At 41.0% G+C, this 20,842-nt stretch carries 20 protein-coding genes and 3 pseudogenes; 8 read left to right on the top strand and 15 right to left on the bottom strand.

The genetic code is table 11. From position 1 onward, the window contains the following. Position 1: 1 nt before the first annotated feature. Positions 2-940 carry a hypothetical protein gene (locus tag HV107_RS03875; protein ID WP_045888781.1) on the bottom strand — a complete coding sequence of 313 codons (939 nt, stop codon included), beginning with the start codon at positions 938-940 and terminating at the stop codon, positions 2-4. Between the two features lie 9 nt (positions 941-949). After that, positions 950-1,891 carry a thymidylate synthase gene (locus tag HV107_RS03870; protein WP_045888796.1) on the bottom strand — a complete coding sequence of 314 codons (942 nt, stop codon included), beginning with the start codon at positions 1,889-1,891 and terminating at the stop codon, positions 950-952. 654 nt (positions 1,892-2,545) lie between these two features. On the opposite strand from HV107_RS03870, the pseudogene HV107_RS27215 reads away from it, so the two are divergent. From HV107_RS27215 to HV107_RS03860, 3 genes and pseudogenes are all read left to right on the top strand, one after another. Further along, positions 2,546-2,760, top strand: a pseudogene (locus tag HV107_RS27215) (hypothetical protein). Between the two features lie 485 nt (positions 2,761-3,245). Further along, positions 3,246-3,869 carry a hypothetical protein gene (locus HV107_RS03865; RefSeq protein ID WP_045889368.1) on the top strand — a complete coding sequence of 208 codons (624 nt, stop codon included), beginning with the start codon at positions 3,246-3,248 and terminating at the stop codon, positions 3,867-3,869. Between the two features lies 1 nt (position 3,870). Then, on the top strand, positions 3,871-4,998 hold the full coding sequence (locus HV107_RS03860) for a hypothetical protein (RefSeq protein ID WP_045889369.1): 1,128 nt from the start codon (positions 3,871-3,873) through the stop codon (positions 4,996-4,998). A 273-nt stretch (positions 4,999-5,271) separates the two neighbouring features. On the opposite strand, the gene HV107_RS03855 is transcribed toward HV107_RS03860, so the two are convergent. Both HV107_RS03855 and HV107_RS03850 read right to left on the bottom strand, forming a co-directional pair. After that, positions 5,272-7,869: a hypothetical protein gene (locus tag HV107_RS03855; protein WP_045889370.1), complete on the bottom strand. Its 2,598-nt coding sequence runs from the start codon at positions 7,867-7,869 to the stop codon at positions 5,272-5,274. Between the two features lie 773 nt (positions 7,870-8,642). Continuing rightward, a complete protein-coding gene (locus HV107_RS03850) occupies positions 8,643-9,635 on the bottom strand; it encodes an ankyrin repeat domain-containing protein (RefSeq protein ID WP_045889372.1) in 993 nt (330 codons plus the stop codon). 174 nt (positions 9,636-9,809) lie between these two features. Between HV107_RS03850 and HV107_RS03845 the strand changes: the two are divergent. Beyond that, positions 9,810-9,957 (top strand): annotated as a pseudogene (locus HV107_RS03845) (ATP-binding protein); the annotation flags it as partial. A gap of 66 nt (positions 9,958-10,023) precedes the next feature. Here the strand turns inward: HV107_RS03845 and HV107_RS03840 are convergent. Beyond that, positions 10,024-10,150 (bottom strand): annotated as a pseudogene (locus tag HV107_RS03840) (IS3 family transposase); the annotation flags it as partial. 240 nt (positions 10,151-10,390) lie between these two features. On the opposite strand from HV107_RS03840, the gene HV107_RS03835 reads away from it, so the two are divergent. The 3 genes from HV107_RS03835 to HV107_RS03825 all read left to right on the top strand — a co-directional run bounded on the left by HV107_RS03835 (position 10,391) and on the right by HV107_RS03825 (position 12,054). Continuing rightward, positions 10,391-11,245, top strand: coding sequence for a DUF6387 family protein (locus tag HV107_RS03835; protein ID WP_016246264.1), 855 nt, complete (start codon positions 10,391-10,393; stop codon positions 11,243-11,245). 122 nt (positions 11,246-11,367) lie between these two features. Continuing rightward, a complete protein-coding gene (locus HV107_RS03830; RefSeq protein ID WP_045889374.1) occupies positions 11,368-11,574 on the top strand; it encodes an AlpA family transcriptional regulator in 207 nt (68 codons plus the stop codon). Positions 11,575-11,778: 204 nt separating this feature from the next. Further along, positions 11,779-12,054 (top strand): hypothetical protein, encoded by a 276-nt coding sequence (locus HV107_RS03825; protein ID WP_045889375.1) that lies wholly within the window; start codon positions 11,779-11,781, stop codon positions 12,052-12,054. Positions 12,055-12,227: 173 nt separating this feature from the next. On the opposite strand, the gene HV107_RS03820 is transcribed toward HV107_RS03825, so the two are convergent. Both HV107_RS03820 and HV107_RS03815 read right to left on the bottom strand, forming a co-directional pair. Then, positions 12,228-12,533: a hypothetical protein gene (locus HV107_RS03820; protein ID WP_045889377.1), complete on the bottom strand. Its 306-nt coding sequence runs from the start codon at positions 12,531-12,533 to the stop codon at positions 12,228-12,230. Positions 12,534-12,602: 69 nt separating this feature from the next. After that, positions 12,603-13,166: a helix-turn-helix domain-containing protein gene (locus HV107_RS03815; protein WP_045889379.1), complete on the bottom strand. Its 564-nt coding sequence runs from the start codon at positions 13,164-13,166 to the stop codon at positions 12,603-12,605. Between the two features lie 1,291 nt (positions 13,167-14,457). Between HV107_RS03815 and HV107_RS03810 the strand changes: the two genes are divergently transcribed. Beyond that, positions 14,458-14,883: a hypothetical protein gene (locus HV107_RS03810; RefSeq protein ID WP_045889460.1), complete on the top strand. Its 426-nt coding sequence runs from the start codon at positions 14,458-14,460 to the stop codon at positions 14,881-14,883. Positions 14,884-15,028: 145 nt separating this feature from the next. Here HV107_RS03810 and HV107_RS03805 read toward each other — a convergent pair whose 3' ends face one another. The 8 genes from HV107_RS03805 to HV107_RS03775 all read right to left on the bottom strand — a co-directional run bounded on the left by HV107_RS03805 (position 15,029) and on the right by HV107_RS03775 (position 20,801). Further along, positions 15,029-15,349, bottom strand: coding sequence for a cell wall-binding protein (locus HV107_RS03805; protein ID WP_128321328.1), 321 nt, complete (start codon positions 15,347-15,349; stop codon positions 15,029-15,031). A 26-nt stretch (positions 15,350-15,375) separates the two neighbouring features. After that, positions 15,376-15,762 carry a hypothetical protein gene (locus HV107_RS03800; protein ID WP_045889458.1) on the bottom strand — a complete coding sequence of 129 codons (387 nt, stop codon included), beginning with the start codon at positions 15,760-15,762 and terminating at the stop codon, positions 15,376-15,378. Between the two features lie 49 nt (positions 15,763-15,811). Then, complete coding sequence (locus HV107_RS03795) at positions 15,812-16,084, bottom strand: hypothetical protein (protein WP_045889457.1); 273 nt, start codon at positions 16,082-16,084, stop codon at positions 15,812-15,814. A 188-nt stretch (positions 16,085-16,272) separates the two neighbouring features. Continuing rightward, positions 16,273-17,472 (bottom strand): relaxase/mobilization nuclease domain-containing protein, encoded by a 1,200-nt coding sequence (locus tag HV107_RS03790; RefSeq protein WP_182062125.1) that lies wholly within the window; start codon positions 17,470-17,472, stop codon positions 16,273-16,275. After that, complete coding sequence (locus tag HV107_RS03785) at positions 17,469-17,873, bottom strand: ATP-binding protein (protein WP_128321326.1); 405 nt, start codon at positions 17,871-17,873, stop codon at positions 17,469-17,471. The genes HV107_RS03790 and HV107_RS03785 overlap by 4 nt, the downstream gene beginning before the upstream one ends. A 177-nt stretch (positions 17,874-18,050) precedes the next feature. Further along, a complete protein-coding gene (locus HV107_RS03780) occupies positions 18,051-18,995 on the bottom strand; it encodes an ankyrin repeat domain-containing protein (protein WP_128321325.1) in 945 nt (314 codons plus the stop codon). 15 nt (positions 18,996-19,010) lie between these two features. Further along, on the bottom strand, positions 19,011-19,451 hold the full coding sequence (locus HV107_RS27460) for a hypothetical protein (RefSeq protein ID WP_001044498.1): 441 nt from the start codon (positions 19,449-19,451) through the stop codon (positions 19,011-19,013). Positions 19,452-20,108: 657 nt separating this feature from the next. Next, positions 20,109-20,801 (bottom strand): ankyrin repeat domain-containing protein, encoded by a 693-nt coding sequence (locus HV107_RS03775; RefSeq protein ID WP_259349681.1) that lies wholly within the window; start codon positions 20,799-20,801, stop codon positions 20,109-20,111. Positions 20,802-20,842 lie beyond the last annotated feature (41 nt).

Genomic DNA, 20,842 nt, shown 5'->3' with positions numbered 1-20,842 from the left:
GTCATCCTCCAAAGTAAACGTGGCGAGAGGGTGATTTCTGCCAGTTGCAAAGAGCATCTTCAAGAATTTGCATTTCAAGCTGCCCCATGTCCATGAAGGCGCTGAGCCTCGCCAGAAGATCGTCCAATACTTTATAATTGGCCGCATTTCTCGCTTCACCGTAAAACAGAAGGTTTGCGCCATCCAGAGGTCCTGTTGCCCCGTTCAGATACAGCGTCCCCGGCTTGGCATCAATAATGCCGAACTTGATGAGCATCGTCAGAAAGTCGAACCTTCCAGCCCGCCCAAATGACAAAACCGCCTTCATGCTCCGGTAAAGAATATCAAAGTACTCTTCCTGACTACTGGATGCGGCTTTGGCTTCAGCAAACCGCGCTTCATGACTACCTGCGTTTCCTACCCACGCTACATATGAGCTGATGACGCGTGGAAGGGGGCGCTTGCAGTCCGGTCTGAGGGATTCGTACTTTCTGTGGTTCCCAAACCTTCTTTTCTGACCGTCTGCCAGCATCTGGCGATAGCAGCCCTCATACCAGGCGTGAAAGGTGTCCACTTCCGCAACCACTTTCTCCCAGGTCCATACATCGCCACCGAGGCCACCGTAAATGTCGGCGCACAACTGCCAACCGTACTTAAGATGTTTGCCAAAGTGGGTAGACAGGAAAATAAGCCAGCACGCCTCATCTACATTCCCTTCATAAACATGCAACCACGCAGCCCGTAGCGGATCAAAGATATCACAGTGGGGATTTCCCCGTAGCGGGGATATCTTATTTCTGCCAATGGCTCCGACGTACTCAATGCGACGCTTGCTGTCGAGTATCTGTGCGGCGAGCGTTGTGATTTTGTCGGGGGTATCTAATCCCTCAAGCGGGGTTTCATGTGTACTGAATGATTTGAGCTGTTCTGAAATTTCATCAATTAGGTCCTGTCGTTTCATTTTTCTCCCTCACAACCACTCAAGATAAATTTTGTAGGACTGATTTTGCAATTTCCCTGCAATGGCCTGAGCAGCTGGCAGGTTCTTATCTTTTTTGCATCTGAATATCGCCAGCATACGAAGGACATCTTTCCAGTATTCACTCAGCCTTAGCGCATCAATATCTGGAATATCGCCCTCACGGATGCGTTTCTCTGCATCAACAATGTTGCATAAGTAGTTAGTTATATCCTCTGTGGGCATTGCTACCATAACTGGTACAGATGGCGCATAACCCTCTTTGAGCGCAGCTTCGATGAGGGGAATATCCTCGATGTAGATGTGCAGACTTGCCGCATAGTGGCGATAAACACCCAAATTTAAACCGAGGGTTTTTGCAATCATTTCCTGAAGCATCGTGAATGCAAATATGTCGTGAACCAGTCCTGCCCGTGCATCGTTAGAGCGCATGAATGTAAACATATCGAGGGAATCATTCCTAATCGCAAACTGGAGCCCGACAGTACAGGGGACATCAACGAAGGGATGGGCTATATCATTTGCGTCAAACAGTTGTATGGCTGCTCGCCTGGATGTGTTGCGTTTTTTTAAAAGCCGGATGACATTCTCAATCTGGTTGATTCCATTCTTGGTACCAAAGAGACGAGGCCCGTAAGCGCCATTAATCGTGCCATCACTTTCTGCAGAATCCCGGTATTTTGAGATGTAATAGCGAATAGATTCGACATCGTCACTGCCCGATAGGTACCACATTAACTCCCCCAGACAGGTGAATATTTTACCCCTGGATTCTGTTCTGCTAATCCGGCAAATCGGATTGTTTAAAATGATGTGTGTACCCAGAATCTCTTTTGTCGGTCCCCGTGTTGTTTCAACAGGAACCCCATCTGACAGGATATTTTCAAACACAGCCCGCATAACATCATCAATCGTGTTTTTCTCAATTTCCATATTTGTCATCCAAGTGAGAGCCGTGGGCAGGGTGCCAGATATCAGTCAGCAAGTAAGAATAATCCCAATTGGTCGTTATACATTCAGGTTGTACATTTTGTCTACAGATTTGAGCTTTGGAGCAAAAAACTGGCTTGTGTAGGCTGAGTCTACTGTGATGACGAGATTGGTTATTTGATCCTGGCCACAGCATTCAGCTCGTTAGCTCAGAGTGAATGCAGATTGTTGTCAGCAACTTATGTTTTTGGTACTCGAACCCGCATAACGAGTCAGATCTTTCCCTTACTTTTATTAACGGCATTGAACCCCATCTCCCTTAACGAACCTAAATGCCCCCTCCGGTTCCACCACGGCCAGCCGGGTCGTCAGCCCAGCTGCGCTAACCGGCAGGCTGGTAAGCTCCGCCGAACCGCGAAGTAATGCGTTTCGGGCCCGACAGATTAGGTCTGATGGGTAACGGATGAAATAAAGCCAAACTAATCAATCTCAAAAGGTCGATGCTTAATTTTCTTCCGAGTTGTCAGGAGGATATAAAGTAAAGCAAATGGCTGGTGTGAGTGAGGGATGGATGCTGGGCTTTCATATTTGTACGAGACCCGCCCAGACGTATGTATCATAGATTCAGGGACTCATTAGCATGATCAGAGATTGCATATGTTGATTTATAACGTTTTTGGACGGCATATTGGTGTTCAACGCAAGAATGATCGGTGGCTAGTATTTCGTGCCGACCTGACGGAGAGAAAGTTTTCTCGACTTTATGACATCGCTATTCTAGACGATATGGCAGAAGGTGAGATTGCTGGCTGGGTGACATTTTCCATGAAGCCACTACCGAGCGTTATCCAAATGTGGAGCGCATCGAATAAGGATTTAATGGATAGCATTACATTGAGTCCGCTCCTGGCACGAAGCGGCCGAACTAACTGAGCAGAAGGTCCGCTGTGAGCGAAAAGCGGACATTGACTTTATATCAAAAATGACATTTTGTGGTTGAACCTCGCCACGGCCGGATTTTTACCGAAGGGCGCAGTGGGGAAACCGGCGGGTTCTGTCCTGATAATCACCGCCGATCACTATATCTGACATGCCGTCCAACTGAGGGAGGCACAAGATATAGTGTTGAGCGCCGCAGCGGGGTTCATTCTGCAAAATAAGGATTTTACCGAATTGGCAAATCTATTGGTAAAACCGGCATGGAGACTTAATGCAACTGATTGTAGGGCTTGCTTTTCAAAGAAATTGCTACAATCCTGTGGAGTTAGGATGATTCCTATAAGATACTGTTATCAGTTTCAGGAAGAACTTAGCGGTACATCTATCACTATCATACTTTCATACTTTCAGGAGTCATATGAAAAGCCATGAATATATTGTTATAAGTGGTTTTAACAGGAGTAAGGTAGGTAAAATAATTGGTTCATTAGCTTCTCTGATATCAGGGTTTTTGGTTTTTGTTATTTTAACTTACCTTGAAAATAATTCTTATATTGAGGCGAAATCTGTAATGACCCCAACGGTCTCTTCGCTTATTAGTGCAGGTACAATGTATCTAATTCTCTACTGGATTTTTGACTCAAGGTTATGGAAGTGGAAGTTAATATCAAAAATAATAAATGTCCCGGACCTGTCGGGAGAGTGGGATTGTGAAGGGCGCGGCGAAAACAAGGAAGGAGACGTTTTTTCATGGCATGCTAAAATTAATATATTCCAGTCATGGGATAAAGTTCATATACGGTTGCAAACCTCACAGTCAGGTTCCGACAGCATAGCTGCCTCCATTATATATGATGGAGAAATAGGTTATCGGTTAGTTTACAACTACAGGAATGATCCGAGAATAAACGAAAAAGAGTTAAGTCCGCATATGGGATTTGCAGAATTAATTTTTGATAAAAGCCTGACAACTGCTGATGGCGAGTATTTTAATGGCAGAGGTCGGAATACCTTTGGGACAATGAAGCTAAGGAAGTTATAACATGGCCGATAACTTTTCATCACGAATCGAACGTTTAAGAACGCGAAGAAGAGGGATAAATGAAATATTTGCAATGGACAGCGGGCTTGAAAGCAGAGAGATCTTACTGAATAAATCTCTACAACAAGAAACCTGGGAAAGCAGGGCTTCCGGGAAATCAGCTACGAAATATGCATTAGGTGCCATGCAGGAAGTTGATCCAGTTTATACTAGGGTTAGCATCGAAACAGGGAAAAGGATAGAAAACCAACTATCTAACCGATTGGAAAAAAAGGAAATTACAGCATCCTTTCGTTTGCAGGGTTCTGTACCGCTTAACATCCATATTAAAGGCGTTAGCGATGTAGATATTCTTACTATTGATGAACAGCTATTCGTTTTTTCAAACGAAGGAAGCAAAGCAAATAGTTATGTTTTATCCAAGAAACAAGCTGTAGATGTACTCCAGATCCTACGGGAAGAAATTGAAGATAGCCTCAGGGCTGCTTTCCCGGCTGCAAAGGTTCACACTGAAAACTCTAAAGCAGTAAAAATAACTGGCGGCTCTTTAGCCAGAGATGTGGATGTAGTCCCGGCTGTTTGGTGGAATAATGCCAGATATCAAGATACAGGCAATGAAGTTGACAGAGGTGTGGCAATTTTAAATAAAAAGGATAACCAGCGGATTTATAACACGCCGTTCCTTCATATTAATTATATTGAGAGCCGCTGCAACACAACGCTAGGCGGCTTAAGGAAATCAATAAGATTACTTAAAAATATCAAAACAGATGCGCATGAGGAAAGCATAGAAATAAACCTCAGTAGTTTTGATATTGCATCTATTATGTATCATGCTGATATTGGCAACCTCTTAAGAGGTCACTTCTATGAACTTGCAATACTAAGCGAAACACAGCGCTGGCTTGACTGGTTATGGCATAATTTTGACGAGGCAAAGAAACTGGAGGTCCCTGATGGAACCAGGAAGATATTTGACACTGACGAAAAAAAAGGTGAGCTGCTAAAGTTATCTCTGCAAGTCGATACATTATTGACAGCCGTTCATAATGAAATGAATTCTATTTTTCATAAAGATTCAATCGATGAGGGAATGAGAGAATATTTGAGTAATTCAAAAGTTGATTAGCGTCATAGCCTTTGTTTATTGATAATGAAAATTTATAAATTATTGTTGTATAATTTTAGATATCTTCAGCTGCAAAATCGCATTCAGCTTAACGTTTTAGACCGTCTCATTAGGGACGGTTTTTTTATGTTTAGTTTGGCAGAATTAGCGTTTTACCGAATTCCTGGAAGAGGGGGTAAGAAAACCGCCTGGTAGCGGTTTCAAAGCAAAGTTACAAGATCCGTTGTGAGCGAATAGCGGCCCATGGCTGCGAGGCCGCTCGCAATTTTAACTTCAGCCGATTCGAGTTTTAAACTCATTTATCCATGCAATGAGCTCCAATACATCTTTTTCGAATTCATCGAGTTCAACCGGAACCAGAGGCAGCTCATCGGATTGAGAGTGCTCGTAAACTGAATACTTGGTCATCAGCGCGTCAATAAGATCACAGTCTTCTGCTATTACCTTGGTGATACCCCGCAGCTTCCCTTTAGTATTGACATCACGTCTGAACCGGACAATCACATCATTTAAAAGGACAAATTCTACTATTCGTTCCAAGATTATCCGAAAATCACTGCATGCACTTTTTGCCGTAAGATCATAAACATCGGCATCTGCATCGGCTTGATGCTTTTTGAGCTTAGGGATGACATGATCCCTAATCATATTAAGCGACTTTTCAGGCTTGGCATCCCGCAAGCTGTGTTGCGCCAAGATTCCCGAAATTTTATCTAATCGTCTAAGCGACTGCACGGTATGGTTAATTTTCTCATTAGCCGGATTCTCACTGTGCTTTTTAATTACAGCATCAATGATGGAAACAAGCGAAAGGCGGTGTGTGAAGATTATGACCTGTCTGGTCTTCGCTAACTCGACAAGCCTAGCTACAACCCGCTCTTCGAAGTCTTGATCTAATGACGAAATAGGGTCATCAAAGATGAAGGGGGCTAACTGATTCGAACCAGTCGTATCGGCCAAGAATGCCGCTAATGCAACAATGCGGGCTTCTCCTTCACTGAGTATTACATCAGGAGTGAAGCCAGCTCGTGCCCCGACAAGGGTAAGCCCAAAAGTTATTACTCCTTTACCTTGAGCTTTGCTCTGCGGCACTACCGGCAAACGTCGCCCACCAAGTACCTTTAACTCCGCATCAAAACGGCTCTGATATCCAGCATCAAGCTCAGTTCTCCCTAGTTCGGTACGCTTAGTTGTCAAGGAATTGCTGGCCGTTAGTCTCACAGCTTTATCTAGCAAATCCACTGCAACCAAGCGCTCACGCTCGGCGAGAATTGCCATTTTGTTTTGACATAACCATTGCAGTGCCTTGAGTTGCTTAATGCGTTTTTCAAGTTGCTGGCGTTGCCCATCTTGTTGCAATTGCATCAAACTAATCTTCTCAGCAATTAAGTCGATAGCACGTTTTTCAACTGCCTGATCAATAAGCGCCCAATCGAATGCGATGATAGAACCAACGGCGGTACATGCCTCAAACTGTGAGCGCCTTGCTTTCAAAGTTTCATAACAGGCACGAGCAAAGGTCTCATCAAATTTCAATTGAGCCAGCCGTGCAATCCAATCCTCTATTGAAGGTAACTGAACGACCTTCGCAATGAGTTCAGCGCTAGTGGCTTCCGCAGTTTTTGCCGTGGTCTCTAAACCAGCCGTAACGAAAGCCTCAAAACTTTTGAGTCGAGCTGAGCCTTCCTCCGTAAGTTTCTGCTGGCAGAGCACACAATACGCACCTCCAGTAGTAACGGGAAATTCGCGGCTATGGTAAGCATGAACAATAGAGTAGTTTCGCGCTTGATCCCACATTAGCTTCCAAGCCGTTTCACCAACGCCTTGTAGAGGGGCTGTTGCGAATGCCTGCTGTGCAACTATATTGGCAGCCTTTCTTGCTGCAACAGCCAATTCTTTTGCCTTAAACAATTCCTCGGCTTTCCCATCCGCAAGACCTTCCTTCAATAACCTCATGGCCTGCTTAATGTTTTCTGAGGCAATCTCTTCCTTACTAATTGCAATCAGGCGTCCCTTGATGTCTTTCTCTGCTAACAGAGCTTCACCTTTGATACGCTCATCTTCCAAATCATTCCCATATTGGCAAAACGATTCAATTTTCTCAGCGGAGGTTGATGCTTTAAGAGAGTAGAACCAAGTATTTTCGGCGGTCTCTGTAAGATCACTTGGGAAAAGTGGAAGAGCACGGACAAGCTTTTCCTTCTCTCGACTTAATTGTTCAGAAACCATTCCTGAGATCTGAATGAGCAAAGATATAAAACGCATGCTGCTCGGTTCGTAGCTTGATTCAGTGCGTCCCATATATTGAGTCGCAGTTTTCGAGTCAAATACTTGGGCATACTTGAGCATCGGATGTGGGGCAGCCCCCGCCTGCCAATTGATTTCTACGGGTTTACCATCAATGGTGATTCGACATTGAGCACTGCATGTATGCTCTTCGCTGCTGAAAACATTCGGGCGGATTTCGTCCCTTGAACGTGAGCCACAGAGTTGTTTGAGCAGACGAGAAAAACTACTTTTCCCTGAGCCATTCTGCCCATATATAACAGCTAAACTACCAGCTCCGAATGGTAAGGACGCCCCTGGTTTGATGGCATTTACACCAAATACTTGGCTTACTTCTTCAATACGTACAATTCGCTGTAGCAACCCTGCTGAGAATGAGCCAGGTGCAACCTTCAAGAACCCAGGGTCATTTTGTTTAGCTGCTTCCAGTTTGCAGAGTCGAACCAGCTCAGTGAGTTCGACCTCATTTGGTAAACGTTTATTCTCGATAAGCTGTTTTGCTGCCGTTTGAAGCCAGTTACTACGTTCATTCAGCCACTTTTCGAAGTCATTGGTTCCGATTGATTCTTGTGCTAATTCAGACATCTTTGCTTCCTTTGCTCTTTGATGTACAAGTCGAAAAAAATATCGTATCTTTTTTTGGGGCTCCTGAATGAGTGCTCGGTCAAACGATACTGCAAAGAGCTGCCCTGACTTGCTCCCAGTTTTAAAGCTAGAAATGTCTGCTTCTGGCACTAAGCAGAAGTTCCTGAACAACGTAAGCTGGCATATGCCCTCGTTCCTCCGTGGGGACTATCGATCTATTTGCCGGTGGTGTTTAAGCAATATCGCCAGCGGCGTGAGCTCACAGTGCATTCAATCAAGCTCACAAATCACACAGTCTTTACTTTTTTCAGATTCCCTAATGGTTTCGCGTCATAGCCTCAGCCAGATAAACCTGAGCTACTTTAGGGGTATATGCCTTTCTGAGCATAAAGGATACTGTTTCTATGAAAACTGATCGCGAGAGCACGATTAGGAGATCAGAACCTGATTTGACATTGATACTGGCTATCAGCGACGGGCAGTTCTTGAATACGTCTGACAATCCTTTACCTCATTAAATTTTATTTCCAGAAGTGCCGTGATCCAGCACGAGTGCTGATAACCAATATCACTGGGTAATGATTGACAAGTTCACTAAACAACGAGCAGATATTTTCAAATTGCCTGCTGCTTCCACATCACCAGGCAGAGGCGTCAGACCCTTAGCACCATACGTTTCATAGAGTAATTCCCAATATAGTTAATGCTGAATTTCTTTGTTCATGTTGAGGCAGTATATTGAAGCAATTCGAATAAATCACACATATAAGCTCTCACAATCTTCCGCCATTTTTAACTGTTACAGATATACTTTTAGCAGGTTTTAAATGCTTGGAGATTTCTTTCTGTTCGCGACGGATTTTGTATAAATTAATTTCTTCGTAATCCTTGTGTTTATTTATTTTTGATAAATCAACCAAGAGCTTATTTCTTATCATCCACTTTACAATTCGCTTGTCGATATCTTTATAGAGAGGGCCGCCTTTGTATTTATAGAAGTGAATATCATGAATTTCACTGATGAAATCAAGTATGGATAAGATTTCTTTATAATCACCAATGTAACTGTTAATGGTGAAATGGTCTTTATTAAGTTCTATTTTGAATCCATGTTCAGAAAGGTAATACAAGAAAAAGGCTGAGTCGAGATTACAAAAATCTACATGCAGCGTTCTTCTGTCAAATCTATCAATATGCGAGAGAATGATATCATGTAATTCATAATCATATACATTGTCAATAAACCCTTTCCCTGAATGATCAATTTGATTGACATTGCATCCAGCATCTATTGCTACGGATAAAACTTCCGGGGAGAGGGGCAGGAAGAGAATATTTCTTCCTTTTTTATCGATGTGATTTATATCACAACCAGCATTAATTAATTCTGTCAGTCCTTCAGCATTCCTGTAATGTTCAAAAATGCATGTGTAGCCATTAGTATCCGTATGCGAGGTGTCTAAACCCAGTCCAATCAGTTTCTTCAGTATTTCTGGGTTTTTTTGATGAAAGAGCGCATTTTGCCCATGTCCGTTGATATGGTGTATATTAATTCCATAACTTAGCAGGCAATCCATGGCTTCCAGGGTTCTGCAGCTAAAAAGGGCATTGTCTCCGTTATTATGAACAGCATTAATATCATAGCCAGCTTTTAAAGCATTCTTTATACCATCAGGCGACGTTGCATTGAAGAATGATTCAGAAATGGCAAGGTCTAATGCCTTTTCTAATAATCCCTTTTGTAATAAGGACATGACTAAGTCCATAAACACCCCCATGAAAAAATGTTTAAGTCATTAGATATCAGAAATTCTGTGAAATGCAACAACTGGGGAAAGGTGTTCATGATGTGCGGAATAAAAATTTCAACAAACCACCCGTGGATACATCAGAAACACCTGCAGTAAATTTACGCCTGTAACCTACCGTCCGGACTATAGGACCAAACCTTCGTGGGAGATGCTACCATTATATCGGCAATGTTGAACCGGATTTTACATCACACACATCGTACAAATAAAAGGAGAAGGCTATCGACTGAAGCAAAAACGGAAAGCCGGGGTTGTCGCTGAAGCTAATCCTGAGTAAACAAGGTGGATCAACATTAGACCGTCGGTGGTGGAGGTATGTGGATCACTTTTTACCCGTTGTTGACCCCTGGCGCTCCCAAGCCATTTCCAGTGCTCTGATGGTAAGTTTGCTGTCAGGTGAGAATTGAATTTCATTGCCACCCACCGGGTTTTCTGGCAAACAGGTCGAGAACAACGATAAGATACGCCCAGAGTAAAGTAAGAGGCAGGGCGTAGTCGGGTCATATCCCTGCCTCTTCTCTCCTGACAGGACGTAGACCCTGGCAAGTTGCATCAAAAGATAACAAATTTCTCAGTTCAACTTCCTTCTGGCTAGGTTAACGTGCAAGCAGGAACTGCTTTTCATCGATTAGTGAATACGGTAGTTTTTTCAAACTAACTGAACTCTATTCGTATGACTTAAATCTTTAAGAAGGCAGGAGATTTGAATTTTGAAAAACTGGTCACCAGAGCATACTAAAGAAATCAAAGCTTGGCTTGACATAGATAACTATCGCAAGCTCGAAGACATCAGTTTAAATGCCTTGTATCACGAACTTTGGGCAAGAGCGCTTCTGTACAAGCCAGGGCCTACTGACGAAGAAAAGAAAGGGCTATGGGTGTACATGACTGAAATTTTCAGTGGGAACCCCCATCTTTTCAAAGGGAAGCAACTCGATTATCCAACAGTTAACGATACTCTCTACAGTCCTCCACACATTTTTATCACGGATATCACCAGGCTTGCTGAACTTAGTGTGATGGCCCTTAGTGTGAATCTTTTCACTTGGGAGGAAGGAAACGATGAATATTGTGTTAATGCGCCTCATCACGAAGCTTATGTGTCACAACTCTTGTCCCCCTTATGTGAGAAAACGGTGTTGCTTGAAATCGATCTTGGTAGTGGTACTGACGATGAAATAGCCGAATCGATAAAAGCGGCCCTGCCACAATGGAGATCGGTAAAAGGAGTGGAAGTTAATGAAACCGGTATCGTTCGTTTCGGCTATGGAACCATTAAAAAAATCATAAATTACAGGTTGGTTGCGATGCTGGACATCTTACTTTGGGCAAAAAGGAAAGAACTAAGAATCTCAGATGATCGCCTCTCCCGGCTTCTTTATACTGATGAAGATGAAGAAACAACTACCCGTTTAGGGTATCACATTAAAGACTCAGATCGTCCGCTTGCGATGAAAGCTGCAACGATAGACTTCATTAGGCAGTTCAATTTTTTCATGAACCGAAATCCCCACCTGAAAAACATGAGAGTTTCAGATGTGATGAAACTCTCTGATTCTAACTGATCTCGAATTCCCGAAGTCTACTACTGCAGGGCAGACCGTAACCCTGCAGTTAGGAAGCTCGCTCCTTTCTTTTCCCAACTGTTCGTATAGTGATCCCATCACAACGATAAAGGGAAAACAAAATGAAAAATCAAAATACCCGCCTAATTCGCTTGCCAGAAGTTATGAACAGAACCGGCTATGGCAAGGCCTGGATTTATCGTCTAATCAACGAAGGTTTATTTCCACAACCAATAAAAATTGGTTCGCGTGCAATTGCATTTGTCGAAAGCGAAGTTGATGAATGGATCGCATCTGCAATTGAGCGTTCACGTAAAAATGCAGCCTGATTACGGGGTTAATGATGAGTGTATTAAATTTGGTGTGTAAAAATAAATGGTGCTATTCAACAATGAGCAGAGGGCCGCCTGATATTTTACAAGTAGTATTAGGTCAGGCTTTGGTATTAAGAAGTAATAACAATAGTCATTGGTAAAAATTATGATGGCATTTTTACCGTGACATTATAGATTAATAAGTACAGGAGATTTAAAATGAATAATTCAATCAGAGTACCGGAAGATAAAGATTTTGTATGTGCATTTGTGACTTCACCGGATAGCTTGTATGAGGCTATTGAAACCTATCGTAATTATGTAGATCCAGTCGAAGAGATAGAGTTTGAGCACGTCCTTCTTTATTTGTTGTGTTCTATACTGGTGGAGGGTGCTACAGATGTTACCATTAATGATGAAGTACGAATGTGTATTGAGTACCTTGTCAATGAAAAAAATATTATCAGAAAGAATAACGCAGGTAAAAAGGTGTAAAGTCTGTAATAAATTATCATGGGTACAGACAGCACAAGTCTGTACCTTCTTATTTTAATTCTACTGGCAATGATATATAAAAATTATATGCTTTTGATAGTGGTCATGTGGTTTTGCTATAGCAAGCATTGCAGGATAGGAATATCCTGAACTTTCATTCTCTGCCCTTTGTTTTATTTAAGATAACTGAAAAATACAGGGTTTAAACGATACTGGTATTTAAACTCAGTAGGTATAATAACATTCGTATCAATCAGTTCATCGATGGCCCGATAAAATCGGGCTGGCGTAATATGTATCTCTTCCTGCTGTGCGATGGATGTTGCACGGTGAAAGTTCAGGTAAACAGTGTTTTTATCTGGTGTGTATGAAGCGATTAATGTGAGAAGCCAAAACACATTGTGAGCAGTATTGTTCAGATTGCGTTGTTCATCTGATAATTTATTCTGGTAAAGGTAAGCAGGGAGTCTTTGCTTCATAAAGATATCTTTTATTTTGTTAAGTTTTTCGCTGGTGTGGGGCGTAAAATCACCGCGCTGTTATGTCTTTTAAAAGGGAATGCCGTCAGTTGGATATCTGTTTCTGGATTTTTTTACAGGCTTTGTTTTGCGCCCTGCGCGATAAAAGTTGAATGAAGTGGCAAAATCTTCAGTCTCAAGTCTGGATTTACTGAATTTATCCATCAGATCTTCATTGAAACGATGAGGAATACCTTTTACGCATAAATTAGAATTCAGGTAAACCTGACCATCTTCAGCATTACGGATCAGTATTTTCCTCTCAAATAATTCCCTGAATGCACGTGAAACATTCGATTTATTCAGTCCTAACTCTCTGGCGGTACGTGACTGTGAAAAGTCAGGGATAATATTTCCATAATCAATGGCTGAGAAAAGATAAAGAACAATTCTGAATGCCGTTGGTGTCAGATCCATTCTGGCGAGTGTAGCCGTATTATCTTTAAAGACCATCGAAAAATCGTCACGAAAGGATGTCTTTTTACAGGCACTTGCTTTAACTTTTATTTCTTCCAGATCTTCGGGCATAACATCTAATGCTTCTGCAATAATTGCTTTTTGTTCTTTAGTTAACATAACACTTGTGTTTGACATAATGGCTCCTTTTTTATTATTGTGATAACAGATATGGCATATTAAATTTGTTTGTCAATATTATTAGTAATAAAAATTTAAAAAATATTATATTTATTGCTCTGTGCTTATTCTTTTTTAATGTAAAATTAAGGGTTGTCAGAGTTATTACGAAGGGTGCTAAATTTCACCATCACTTGTTATGTAATTAATAATTTTTGGTTCTGAAAAATATAACTGTAATTGTGTTTTAACTTATTGATATAATTTATTAATTTTTGTTTTAGATTTGCAAGATAAAAGAGTGATAAAGAAACAAGAAACCGAAATTTTGCTTTAGACTGACACAAAATTCTTTTGTACACAGTTTGATAAACACTGCCATTGCTGATTTTCTTTCGTAATATTATTCCTTAAGTGAAGCCTGCGCACCTGTGTGGTGCGCCACTGGGCTTCAGAACATTGCTACAGTGTTTAACTATCAGTAGAAATACGCTTCGCGCAGAAGTTCCGGCAGCTGAGTTTAACTCTCAGCACAAACACGCTTCGCGCAGGAGTTCAGACAGCCGTGTTTAGCTGTCAGTAGAAATACGCTTCGCGCAGAAGTTCCGGCAGCTGAGTTTAACTCTCAGCACAAACACGCTTCGCGTAGGAGTTCAGACAGCCGGGTTTAGCTGTCAGTAGAAATACGCTTCGCGCAGAAGTTCAGACAGCTGAGTTTAACTCTCAGCACAAACACGCTTCGCGTAGGAGTTCAGACAGCCGGGTTTAGCTGTCAGTAGAAATACGCTTCGCGCAGAAGTTCAGACAGCTGAGTTTAACTCTCAGCACAAATACGCTTCGCGCGGAGGTTCAGACTGCTGAGTTTTGCGAAAGAGTGGACCCGACTACATGATTTACCCGTTAACTTAATACGGCTCACGCCGGAACCCCTTCGGAAAAATCCTTTCTGCTTCAGCGAGTGAGTGCTGAGGGCACTCAGCGGCGCTGCAAGGGAGATTAAACGTTGAGTTTTCATCTGACGGGTAAAAATAATCAACATATATCTGTCGTCGGGGGCGTGAGCCAGTGCGTAGCACTCTCTCAAAAAAATTCCTGAGGGGGTTTTATCTGAAATCTGGAAACTACCTGGCTTTTGAAAAAAGAAAGTGGTACTGCAATCGATCGGACTCAACATTGCAACAGCGAAAGCTGTTTCCAGTATTAACAGAATAACTATTTATTATTTTAAAATAAAATATTTTCAGTTTTGTATTGATTTAAATCTTAAAGGTGATAGTACTTAATTATAAAAACAAAAAAGGAGAGAGTTATGAGTAATATTTGTGTTTCATCTCAGGAAGAAAAGTTTATATTTGTTGTTGATAAATATATAACACATCATCGCGACAGTGTTAATAACAATGCTTTTTACAGAAATCTTTATGTGCTTTTCGCTGGATACCATCTGAAGTATTTTTATTCACGGGCGCAATATCGCAATTCGTGTTATCACGTTGATAATATCATGCAGATGTTTATGGGTGTCGTTTCTACCCTGAAGGCCCCTCTGCTCAGGCAACTCGCAAACAGTGACACATTGTTGCATTGCCTGAATTCGCTCGTGAATTATATTTCAGGCAATCTGGATGAAGCAGAGCATATTTATGCTGATTTGCTTTCACAGTATGAAAAGAAACGCATTGCCGGTTCTCTGGCTTATACTCCGCCAGGCTCAGTGATCAGGAAAAGACTGTGACAGCGACAGCGGTGTGGATAAGGCATGGGATACTGGATGATGGAGATAAATGGAACAGGCGTTTCCGGTAGGACACTACATAGCATAAAAAAGGCAGGAACCACCCATTCGGTGTCCTGCCTGTCGGGATTACTTTACGGTGGTCTTATTTGTCAACTACCTGCCAGCCATCATCCGTTTTGACAAGAGTTACAGCAGCAGTACGCTTTTCGTTATCGACAACAGCAGTCACATTACATTTATAGCTTTTATCAGATACTTCTACGCAGTCATGCTTTTTGACTGATTTTAATTCGCTCAGTGCGTCTTTCGGGACATCCTTACCTGCTATGGATTTGACGAAAGCATTCGCCTGCGCAACGACCTTATTCATAGCAGTGTAAATATCCTGTTCGGAAGGCTCGCTGTTACAGCCACTAAGCAACAAGGCAGCGGTAACGAGTGTGATAACGGCATAGGTTTTCATAAATAGATTCCTGGCTATAAGGTGAGTTATTGAATCAGACCCGTATTCATCCTGCTTTTATTTTCAGAGAACGTCCACTTGCTGACCGTTTCGCCTTTAAATTCGATTTCCAGCGTTTTGGCCTGCGTCTGTGAACCGCCTGTCAGCAACCCGACCACTGGAATGAATGTGGTGGCATCAAACTGATTGTTATCCATTGAATAAGTCCATTCTTCATTGCCACTATCAAGTGTAGTTTTGGTTTCGGGCTCACCTAATGCGGTAATGATTTCTGATTTCGTCGTTTTATTTTTGATAATTTTCGACTGCAGACTTTGTGATGTTTCTTTTTTTAGATGCTGGTTGCCTGATGTTGAACAGCCAGAAATAAGTAAAGCAGAAATAAAAAACACAGAAATCATGAATCTGTTCATAAGTTCTCTCATATTAATTTTTTATGTTTGCAGTGGTATGAAATTAATATCACCGTATAAAAACAACTCTGTCTGCATATTTCTTTTTAATAATGCAGATAAGAATAATGATGCTGGCAAAAAACGTAATGACTGAGACAGGAGTGCTGCCAGTCAATGAAAATACTAACCAGGCGAGACCGAATGCCACGAATTGAAACAGGAATGCCACACTGAGCGGACTTTCACCATAGGCCACTTTTGCATGGCAGCCTTTGCAAATCTGCACGCCGTGCGGGCTTTGTGTAAAGCAGAAGGGGCAGCTAATCGTTTTATTATCCATCATGACTCCGTGGCCTGATTTAAGGTGATGTATTTTTGAACATTTTCCATGAATGATCCGCTTTAGTAAAATTGCTTGTACCGATCGATGGATCTCTGTTAATAGGTTATAACTATCATAACTAGATTATTGATCTATATAAACGATCAATATTTTGTTGACTATTACTAAAGTATAGACTAGTAAACTTACGGTGCAGGATGGTGGTTGTTTGTAACTAATTGTTCTTTAGCGGGATTTGTTGTCATGGAATGGCAGGGTATCAGAAGATGCAGGTGCAGGATTTGGTGGAAAGGATGTGCAGTGGCATGTAACAGAGACATGCCCCTGCGCCTGAGAAGTGCCACAATATGGCCGAGAAATACTAGCCACGAATACAGACGACGCTGGCGGGGTATCTGACGAGCTGTATTGTGCAGTTTGCTCCTGAGTTGAATGACACTCACTGTTTCCTGTTGTCGTTCCAGACGAATTTTTTCTTCAAGCTGAAGGATTTTCTCCAGAATCGTTTCCCGGTTTGCAGCCTGTTCTTCAGACTCGCATGATGGTACTGGTACTGGTACTGGCACAGTCTGCTGTTGCTCTTTTTTCAGTAAAGCCAGGTGCTCTGGTGTAAAATCAATCTGTGTTTGCAGAGAAGACCAGCCATACTTTTTTCCAAGCTGAGACGCTTTAAAGGCAATGCCCTGGTACTGAAATGAAAATCCATTCATTTTTCCCGTCGACGCGATATTGGGTTTACAGGTCACACCTTTCCGTTCCAGCATGTCGATAAAAGTCAGTAAATCGGGACGATGCGTTAAGACATTATCAATCAGGGTCTGCAACTGAGACTTAGGGCAGGGAGCTGCTGTTCGCTCTGCCATCATCAGCTCATTGCGTGAGGGTTTTCTTTTAGCCTGAGGGCGACTACTGATTGCAGGTGTTGTTTCAGTGAGTCCGTGTATTCGCTCCAGCTCGCTGATAATGCGGGTGCTGATGAGATTTTCATTTTTCCCCAGGTACAGTTTTCCACCGACCATGTTAATGCGACTCGCAATGATATGGATATGCTGCCCGTTGGTATCGTCGTGAAGGATATAACAGCGAAGGTGCGTTTCAGTGAACCCCATCCGGGTCATATAATCGTCGGCGAATGCCGCCCACTGTCTGGCTGACAGTGTTTCTCCCCTTGGCAGGCGAAGTGAATTATGCCAGACAGGTTTAGCGACATCGGGACGCAATTGTTTAGAACTTTCAAACTCACTGATAAGCGCAGCCACCGAACTTCCGGCCATATTACCACCGATAATATAAGGCGTGATTTTGTGGTGAGATCCTGACTTAAGGCTATAGAGAACCACACCTGCGAACTGTTTACCCCGCTTTATTTTCTGCATACCTTTCATTGAGTTGGATCCAGAAAGGTTGATGGAATAAGGTGATCCCTGAGAGTTTTGATTTGTCTGCGCAGGGCGAAGAGTTCTGTATGGGTCAGTTCGCTGTCAGGGCTTTTGCTGTCGAGATGATTCAGCAGGCGGTTTAAATCCTGTGAAAGGTTGCCGAGTTTAATCCATGCTTCACGATTGATTTCAGGTAATACCGGTGGGAGTTTGTTGAGGGATGCCATTCTTAGCCATTCCCCTTTTTTATAAGGGCCTCTTTTACTATCGAGAATAGATAATTCTTCTTCGTTTAACCGAACGCTGACGCAGTGAGTTCGAACTTCATTAGGTGAATATTTTGCTGTATGGAATTTACCTCTTCTTGAGCTTCTTGATAGATCTTCTTTACTTTCATTTTTATGCATATCTAACCTTTTTTAAAATGTGTTCATGATCTACAGTTAGCGCATTGGTAAAATAAGTCAAGGCAGTGTCGAAATTTATAAATAAGAGAGGTGGAGCAGATTGCTAATTAGGTAATCTGCTCTGGGTAAAAATAGGGTTCATATTAAATTCATTATGACAGTGAGGAGGGGCGGAGGTTACAATCTACGTTTTACTGGCATTAAAGAGATTGTTTGTTTCATAATTTCGCTAAGTTTCTTTCTCTCATGTTCTGCTATATATTTACAAATCTCATCATGTCGAATATGCTGTTCCAGTTGTTTTTTATCTATTTTGATATCATTGCGGATAAACCATTTAATGGTTTCAATGTCCCCGCGTAAATCATAACCTCGCAGTACAATATGGCGAAAATGTGTGTTGCTGATATCTGTCTTCTTCTTTAGTTCACTGAAGAAAGAGCTCATTTCATTTTCATTGGCACTTAGATAAACCTGGCAGTTATCAGAGATAGTAAAGTTAAGGTTTTTCTTCTGAAGCAAATCCATTATCTGCAGACTTTCGCTGTTGAGGTAGTTGAAAATTACTGGACTGCTATCCTTCATACTAATATGACGAATGAGCATTTTGGCTTTGAAATCGCCTAATGAATAGCAAATTTCAAAAATACCGTGACCCTGGTTATCTCTGTGGTTTATATCGCAACCGGCCTGTACCATCAAATCAAAGATAGAGTGATTTTTTACGTAAAAAAGTATTGTTCTTCCGCATTTATCCACATTGTTGACATTAATTCCAGCATTGATCAGGGTTTTGCAACAGGATATATTATCAGCTAACGAGCATAAACAGGTTTGGCCTAGACCATTTTTGTGGTGTATATCTACGCCGGAATCAATCAATTTTTTCAGTATGTGAGGATTTCGCTGGTTAAACAAAACATTGTGACCATAGTTGTCAGCATGGTTAAAATCTATTCCTGCTTTAACCAGAGTGTCAATCATTCTTGGGTTTTTACAGTAAAACAGTATATTTCTTCCAAACGAATCCAGTGTATTAATATCGGAGCCTGCATTAATGCAAACCTGAATGTCTTTTGGAGTTTTACAAGAGAGTAATGCATTTATTGCGTTGTTATTCATAATTTTTCTCCTCTGTTAAGCGACTAATCTGATATAGTTGTCATGGTTGGTTTTATATTCCTTTATTTTTTTAATGTCTTCGTAAATTCGAGCGAGTGAAAACCATGAGATCTCTTTCAACATGTTTTTGTTGCTTACATACAAAATGTTACCACCGCGAAATGAAAAAGCATTATGGAATGTACTTTCATTCGTCGTTTTGAGAAATCGAATGAAATTTTTTATTGTCTCTTTTTTGTTCATGTTATAAGAGGTGAATGTATAGATAGAGAATACGGTTAAAATATTTCTCTTCGAGACCATATGTCTTGAGAAATAATCGAAATAAAATCTTTGCTCCTGAGTGTCACTTTTGCAGAAAAAAGAAAATTGTGGATTATATAATCTATAAAGATCTGCGTTCTTTTTTGTTTTGGCGAGATAGTTAGTCAGGCTTGGATAGTTTGTTTTATTCATTTTAGCTCTCCTTTATTTAATTAACAAAGGAAATATATATTATTAAATAAACAAAATGCAAATATATTTTTATATTTATTTAATTGAATAGATATATTTTTATTATATTTCATATAAGGTGTTGTTTTTCATTGTTATATTATTTTTATCAAAAAGTGCTGTGTTTTATTTGATTGATTTGGTTTGAGAGTAGTGATTGATATTGTATGAATTGGCGATGAGGGTGTTTTAAAAAATAAATTTATCAAAGTGCTAAGGTGCAATGTGGGGCTTTGTATTAAATTAATGATGTTAGCGCCCCTTGGCTATCTAACTAAAGGTTAAAGCCAAGGGGAGAGTGTTCAGGCAGATTCAATTCATAATCTTTTTTTTGTAATTGCTTTACAGGTAACTGGTTGAAGCGTTGTTCGTAAAACCTTTTGCTCTCTCTGTGATTTTTCCTGGAGGATTTCTTCATAGAAGTAGCGTTCTTTTAGTGATTCTATATCAACTTTTATATCATGACATATTAACCATTTAATTAGCAGTCTTCCTGCATAGTGAGTCAGTAGATATGTACTGTTTATGTAAAACCAAACATGACTAATGTCTGTCAGTTTCTTTAGTTGTAAAATTAATTTTTTAACGTTGGCATTTGTTGGTGTGATAATGCACTTATCACTTATCACTTATCTCAAATTCATTTTTTTGCTTTATAAGTAACGACAACAGCTCAATTGTTTTAAATGTAATGTTCGTGAATACAATTTTTGAACTGTCTTTAAGATGAATATTACGGATAAGAAAACGAATGTAGTTATCGTTTTTAGATTCCCAGTGAGTATATTTACCAGCTATGCTGTGGTTTTCTGACTGCCAGTAATCGAATGCTGTCTGCCCGCTTAAATTTTTATGATTAATGTCGCAACCAGCCTCAATGAGTGCATCGTATACATATCCTTCAAATGGAATGAAAAGAAAGGAGTTGCCATAGCTATCTTTGGTATGGATATCTAGTCCTGCTTTTATAAGATATTTTACTAACCCTGGTGAAACATCAATATATTGAATCGCAAGGGTGCCTGACTTATTCCGGTGGTTAACATTAATACCATTGCTGACAAGAAGTTCCACTGTTTCAACATTTTGAGCATAGAATAATGCATTATTACCGTCATTATCCAAGTGGTGAATGTCAATGTCAGCGTCAATCATTGCCTGTATAGCTTCAGGTACATTACAGGTAAAAAGAGCAGTTTGACCTTTACTATTGCACATATTTATATCCATGCCAGCCTTAAGGCAACGAAGGACACCATTTTTAGACTTTACACGGAATAGGTTATTTTTATTATTTTCTCTTGATATCATTATTCATCTCCTTTTTTGTTGTTTTCAAGATATTAATGACA

The sequence above is a fragment of the Enterobacter sp. RHBSTW-00175 genome (assembly GCF_013927005.1).
Lineage (GTDB): Bacteria > Pseudomonadota > Gammaproteobacteria > Enterobacterales > Enterobacteriaceae > Enterobacter.
Note: the sequence above shows the minus strand (reverse complement) of the source record. Positions and strands in the feature narration are given on the sequence as shown.